This window comes from Enterobacter sp. C6, from assembly GCF_008122455.1.
Lineage (GTDB): Bacteria > Pseudomonadota > Gammaproteobacteria > Enterobacterales > Enterobacteriaceae > Enterobacter > Enterobacter pseudoroggenkampii.
Map to the genome: position 1 here is coordinate 1 of NZ_QPFW01000101.1, position 5,127 is coordinate 5,127.

Consider the following 5,127-nt stretch of genomic DNA (forward strand, 5'->3'; position numbering starts at 1 on the left):
CCCCCCTGCCCCTCACCCTAACCCTCTCCCCTTTGGGGAGAGGGCTGGGGTGAGGGGATTAACCGCACAAACACACACATAACAATCCCCCAACATTCACAATCATTAGCTATTATGGTTTCCGGAAAAATAATCACTCAACTAACGATTCCTGAAACTAATGACAAAAACCACTCAAGGGCTTAGCCCCGCACTCATCCTTTTAATGTCCGTGGCAACGGGTCTGGCGGTCGCCAGCAACTATTACGCGCAGCCTCTTCTCGACACCATCGCCCGCGCGTTCAATCTCTCCGCCAGCTCCGCAGGCTTTATTGTCACCGCTGCACAGCTCGGCTATGCCGCCGGACTGCTGTTCCTGGTGCCGCTCGGCGATATGTTTGAACGCCGAATGCTGATCGTCTCCATGACCCTGCTGGCCGCCGGTGGGATGCTGATCACCGCCAGCAGCCAGTCGCTGACGATGATGATCGTCGGTACCGCGCTGACGGGGCTGTTCTCCGTGGTGGCGCAAATTCTGGTCCCGCTCGCCGCGACCCTCGCCTCCCCGGAAAAACGCGGCAAGGTGGTGGGCACCATCATGAGTGGCCTGCTGCTGGGGATTTTGCTGGCGCGTACCGTTGCCGGGCTGCTGGCAAGCCTCGGCGGCTGGCGCACCGTATACTGGGTAGCGAGCGTGCTGATGGTCATCATGGCGCTGGCGCTGTGGCGCGGGCTGCCAAAAGTGAAGCAGGACAACCACCTGAACTATCCTCAACTGCTGGCCTCCGTTTTCAGTCTGTTCACCCAGGATAAGCTTCTGCGCACCCGCGCCCTGCTGGGCTGTTTCACCTTCGCTAACTTCAGCATTCTGTGGACGTCGATGGCGTTTCTGCTTGCAGCGCCGCCGTTCAATTATTCCGAAGGGGTGATTGGCCTGTTCGGTCTGGCCGGTGCCGCAGGCGCACTGGGCGCGCGTCCCGCAGGCGGGCTGGCCGACAAGGGTAAATCCCACCTGACCACCTCCGCAGGGCTGATTTTACTTCTGCTCTCCTGGGCGGCAATCTGGTATGGGCACGTCTCGGTGCTGGCGCTGATCGTCGGCATCCTGGTGCTCGATCTCACCGTTCAGGGCGTTCACATCACCAATCAGACCGTCATCTATCGCGTGAAGCCAGAGGCGCGTAACCGCCTGACGGCCGGTTACATGACCAGCTACTTCATTGGCGGCGCGGCGGGTTCGCTCATTTCAGCGTCGGCGTGGCAGCATGCAGGCTGGTCGGGGGTATGTGCGATTGGGGCCATCGTCGCCACCCTTAACCTGCTAGTATGGTGGCGCGGTTACCATCGCCAGGATGCAATTCACTAAGTTTTACATTGCGTTGGCCTCTTAGGGTGTTAAGAGGCCCTTCACTCTGTTAATGTAAACGTAATCATTTATCCCAGAAATTTTAATGTGGGTGACATATTTACAATCGGCATGAATAGTTCAGACCCCCGTCCTCACATCCTTTCTCCAGCGGGTTCACACCCTACGCTTTCTGTGCTCACCGGGTCACGGACTTACCCGGCGCTTTCTGATGGTGACATTGATTTGGCGGATATAACCGCACAAATAATTCATTTACATTATTTGTCACTATCGTTACTATATCGGCTGTAATTAATGAGGTTATGCCCAAATGGATAGTTCGTTTACGCCCATTGAACAAATGCTTAAATTCCGCGCCAGTCGCCATGAGGACTTCCCGTACCAGGAAATCCTGCTGACTCGCCTGTGCATGCACATGCAGGGTAAGCTACTGGAAAACCGTAATAAAATGCTGAAAGCTCAAGGGATTAACGAGACGTTGTTTATGGCGTTGATTACGCTGGAGTCTCAGGAAAATCACAGCATTCAGCCTTCCGAACTGAGCTGCGCGCTGGGCTCTTCCCGTACCAATGCGACCCGTATTGCCGATGAACTCGAAAAGCGTGGCTGGATTGAGCGCCGTGAAAGCGACAACGATCGCCGCTGCCTGCATCTGCAACTGACCGATAAAGGTCACCAGTTCCTGCGCGAGGTGCTGCCACCTCAGCACAATTGCCTGCACAAACTCTGGTCTGTCCTCAGCACCGCCGAGCGCGACCAGCTTGAGCACATCACTCGCAAGCTGCTCACCCGTCTGGACCAGATGGATGAAGACGGCGCCGTTCTTGAGGCGCTGCGCTAACGCGACGACACGCTCACCATTCCAGATTCATAAGAAAACCGACAGGCCAGCACGTCACACTGCTGGCCTTTCTGACAACAGGTCGGCTCAGCCGATGTGAAAATAAGAAGATCGTGGAGAACTACAATGAGCGCAAATGCGGAGAGCACTACCCCGCAGCAGCCGGGCAACAAGAAAGGCAAACGTAAGAGCGCCCTTCTTCTGTTGACCTTGCTCTTTATCATTATTGCCGTGGCATATGGGATCTATTGGTTTTTAGTACTGCGTCATGCTGAAGAGACTGACGACGCGTACGTAGCAGGGAACCAGGTACAAATTATGGCGCAGGTGTCGGGCAGCGTGACGAAAGTCTGGGCTGACAATACCGACTTTGTGCAAAAAGGCGATGTGTTGGTGACCCTCGATCCAACCGACGCACAGCAGGCGTTTGAAAAAGCACAGACCGCGCTGGCCTCCAGCGTCCGTCAGACCCGCCAGCTGATGATCAACAGCAAACAGCTGCAGGCCAACATCGACGTGCAGAAAACGGCACTGGCGCAGGCGCAGAGCGACCTGAACCGCCGCGTGCCGCTCGGCACGGCTAACCTGATTGGCCGTGAAGAGCTGCAGCACGCCCGCGATGCCGTGGCCAGCGCTCAGGCACAGCTGGATGTGGCCATTCAACAGTACAACGCCAACCAGGCGATGGTGCTGGGCACCAGCCTGGAAAACCAGCCCGCCGTTCAGCAGGCGGCGACTGAAGTGCGCAACGCGTGGCTTGCCCTGCAGCGTACTAAAATCGTCAGCCCGATGACCGGCTATGTCTCCCGTCGTTCCGTCCAGCCAGGGGCGCAGATTAGCCCAACCACGCCGCTGATGGCGGTCGTGCCGGCAGACAATCTGTGGGTAGATGCCAACTTTAAAGAGACACAGCTTGCCCATATGCGTATCGGCCAGACCGCGACGGTTGTCAGCGACATCTACGGCGATGACGTGAAGTACACCGGTAAAGTGGTCGGCCTGGATATGGGGACCGGCAGCGCCTTCTCCCTGCTGCCTGCGCAAAACGCCACCGGTAACTGGATCAAAGTGGTTCAGCGTCTGCCTGTGCGTATTGAGCTGGATGCCAAACAGCTGGCGGATCACCCGCTGCGTATCGGCCTCTCTACGCTGGTGACGGTCGACACCGCCAACCGCGACGGTCAGATCCTGGCAAGCCAGGTTCGCAGCAGCCCGGCTTATGAAAGTAACGCCCGTGAAATTAGCCTCGATCCGGTCAACAAGCTGATCGATGACATCGTGAAGGCAAACGCCGGTTAATCCGAAGGTGAGCGTTATGCAACAGCAAAAGCCGCAAAAACCGCTGGAAGGGGCGCAGCTGGTCATCATGACCATTGCGCTCTCTCTTGCGACATTCATGCAGGTGCTGGACTCCACCATCGCGAACGTGGCGATCCCGACCATCGCCGGTAACCTTGGCTCGTCGCTGAGCCAGGGTACCTGGGTCATTACCTCGTTTGGGGTGGCAAACGCCATCTCCATTCCGATTACCGGCTGGCTGGCAAAGCGCGTCGGTGAAGTGAAGCTGTTCCTCTGGTCGACGGTATTGTTCGTTCTTGCCTCCTGGGCGTGCGGCATGTCCAGCAGCCTGACGATGCTGATATTCTTCCGCGTTATTCAGGGGATTGTCGCCGGGCCGTTGATTCCGCTGTCGCAGAGTTTACTGCTGAACAACTACCCGCCCGCCAAACGCTCAATTGCGCTTGCGCTATGGTCAATGACCGTGATTGTCGCCCCGATTTGCGGGCCTATTTTAGGCGGCTATATCAGCGACAACTATCACTGGGGCTGGATCTTCTTCATCAACGTACCGATTGGCGCCATCGTGGTAATGCTGACGCTCCAGACGCTGCGCGGCAGAGAAACCCGGACGGAACAGCGGCGTATCGACGCCATTGGTCTGGCATTGCTGGTTATCGGCATCGGTAGCCTGCAGGTCATGCTCGACCAGGGCAAAGAGCTGGACTGGTTCAACTCCCGGGAGATCATCATCCTGACGATTGTCGCGGTGGTGTCGCTGAGCTTCCTGATTGTCTGGGAGCTGACGGACGATAACCCGATAGTCGACCTGTCGCTGTTTAAGTCGCGAAACTTCACCATTGGCTGTCTGTGTATCAGCCTCGCCTACATGCTCTACTTCGGCGCGATTGTACTGCTGCCGCAGCTGTTGCAGGAGGTATACGGCTACACCGCAACCTGGGCAGGTTTAGCCTCGGCACCGGTTGGATTGATTCCGGTTCTGCTGTCGCCGATTATTGGCCGCTTCGCCCACAAGCTCGACATGCGCAGGCTGGTGACGTTCAGCTTTATCATGTACGCCGTGTGCTTCTACTGGCGCGCGTATACGTTCGAACCGGGAATGGACTTTGGCGCGTCCGCGTGGCCGCAGTTTATTCAGGGCTTTGCCGTGGCGTGTTTCTTTATGCCACTGACCACCATCACGCTTTCCGGTTTACCGCCTGAGCGCATGGCGGCGGCATCGAGCCTGTCGAACTTTACGCGAACGCTGGCGGGCTCCATCGGTACGTCGATCACCACCACCCTGTGGACTAACCGTGAATCGATGCACCATGCGCAGCTGACCGAAGCGGTGAACCCGTTCAACCCGAATTCCCGCGAAATGTACAACCAGCTTCAGGGAATGGGGATGACGGAGCAGCAGGCGTCAGGGTGGATTGCCCAGCAGATCACCAACCAGGGGCTGATTATCTCGGCCAACGAGATTTTCTGGATATCGGCGGGGATCTTTATCGTCCTGCTGGGGCTGGTGTGGTTTGCTAAACCACCGTTTGGCGCCGGTAGCGGCGGCGGTGGCGCGCACTAGTTCTGTGCACGAGTTGCCGGGTGGCGGCTACGCCTTACCCGGCCTACGCTTACCGGGCCACCATTCGTAGGCCCG

At 57.4% G+C, this 5,127-nt stretch carries 4 protein-coding genes; all 4 read left to right on the forward strand.

What is annotated here, in order from left to right:
* The first annotated feature begins 160 nt into the window (after positions 1-160).
* The 4 genes from DOU50_RS01315 to emrB all read left to right on the forward strand — a co-directional run bounded on the left by DOU50_RS01315 (position 161) and on the right by emrB (position 5,052).
* Entirely contained in the window at positions 161-1,345 is a 1,185-nt protein-coding gene (locus DOU50_RS01315; protein ID WP_024907688.1) for an MFS transporter, read from the forward strand.
* 313 nt (positions 1,346-1,658) lie between these two features.
* The gene (gene mprA / locus DOU50_RS01320; protein WP_023333174.1) at positions 1,659-2,189 is read left to right on the forward strand and encodes a transcriptional repressor MprA; all 531 of its coding nucleotides are present in this window, start codon (positions 1,659-1,661) and stop codon (positions 2,187-2,189) included.
* 126 nt (positions 2,190-2,315) lie between these two features.
* Positions 2,316-3,488: a multidrug efflux MFS transporter periplasmic adaptor subunit EmrA gene (gene emrA / locus DOU50_RS01325; protein WP_029742047.1), complete on the forward strand. Its 1,173-nt coding sequence runs from the start codon at positions 2,316-2,318 to the stop codon at positions 3,486-3,488.
* A gap of 16 nt (positions 3,489-3,504) precedes the next feature.
* Positions 3,505-5,052 (forward strand): multidrug efflux MFS transporter permease subunit EmrB, encoded by a 1,548-nt coding sequence (gene emrB, locus DOU50_RS01330; RefSeq protein ID WP_024907690.1) that lies wholly within the window; start codon positions 3,505-3,507, stop codon positions 5,050-5,052.
* Positions 5,053-5,127: the final 75 nt, after the last annotated feature.

What these genes read in the sequence shown, in the direction of transcription:
- mprA (WP_023333174.1), top strand. Translation starts at nt 1,659, where the DNA reads ATGGATAGTTCGTTTACGCCCATTGAACAAATGCTTAAATTCCGCGCC.
- DOU50_RS01315 (WP_024907688.1), top strand. Translation starts at nt 161, where the DNA reads ATGACAAAAACCACTCAAGGGCTTAGCCCCGCACTCATCCTTTTAATG.
- emrA (WP_029742047.1), top strand. Translation starts at nt 2,316, where the DNA reads ATGAGCGCAAATGCGGAGAGCACTACCCCGCAGCAGCCGGGCAACAAG.
- emrB (WP_024907690.1), top strand. Translation starts at nt 3,505, where the DNA reads ATGCAACAGCAAAAGCCGCAAAAACCGCTGGAAGGGGCGCAGCTGGTC.